This window comes from Serratia sp. CY32780, assembly GCF_052169135.1.
Lineage (GTDB): Bacteria > Pseudomonadota > Gammaproteobacteria > Enterobacterales > Enterobacteriaceae > Serratia > Serratia sarumanii.
Map to the genome: position 1 here is coordinate 1 of NZ_JBJNLI010000016.1, position 550 is coordinate 550.

General features: G+C 48.5%; 1 tRNA gene and 2 rRNA genes. All 3 read left to right on the forward strand.

The features are described from left to right. Positions 1-57, forward strand: a 16S ribosomal RNA gene (locus ACJ8HH_RS23865); the annotation flags it as partial. Between the two features lie 88 nt (positions 58-145). Then, positions 146-221: transfer RNA gene (locus tag ACJ8HH_RS23870), tRNA-Glu, on the forward strand. Between the two features lie 239 nt (positions 222-460). Further along, positions 461-550, forward strand: a 23S ribosomal RNA gene (locus tag ACJ8HH_RS23875); the annotation flags it as partial.

Below are 550 nucleotides of genomic sequence, written 5' to 3' on the forward strand. Positions count from 1 at the left end.
GGGGTGAAGTCGTAACAAGGTAACCGTAGGGGAACCTGCGGTTGGATCACCTCCTTACCTAAAGATATTAGTTCGCGTGGCGTGCTCACACAGATTGTCTGATGAAAAAGTAACGAGCAAAAGCGTCATAAAAGTACGGTGTCGTGTCCCCTTCGTCTAGAGGCCTAGGACACCGCCCTTTCACGGCGGTAACAGGGGTTCGAATCCCCTAGGGGACGCCAAGCTTCCGACCCACCCGGTGAAAGCGGCGGTCTTCAGTATCTGACGATACACCATATCTTAAAGATGACTTTCGAGTCATGTTTAAGATATTGCTCTTTAACAATCTGGAACAAGCTGAAAATTGAAACATGACGGCTGAAATTCATTCCTCCGTAGAAGTACCGGAATGAAGAGTAACCTGTCATAGAGTCTCTCAAATGTTTGCAACCTGAACGATGGAAACATCTTCGGGTTGTGAGGTTAAGTGACTAAGCGTACACGGTGGATGCCTAGGCAGTCAGAGGCGATGAAGGGCGTGCTAATCTGCGAAAAGCGTCGGTAAGGTGAT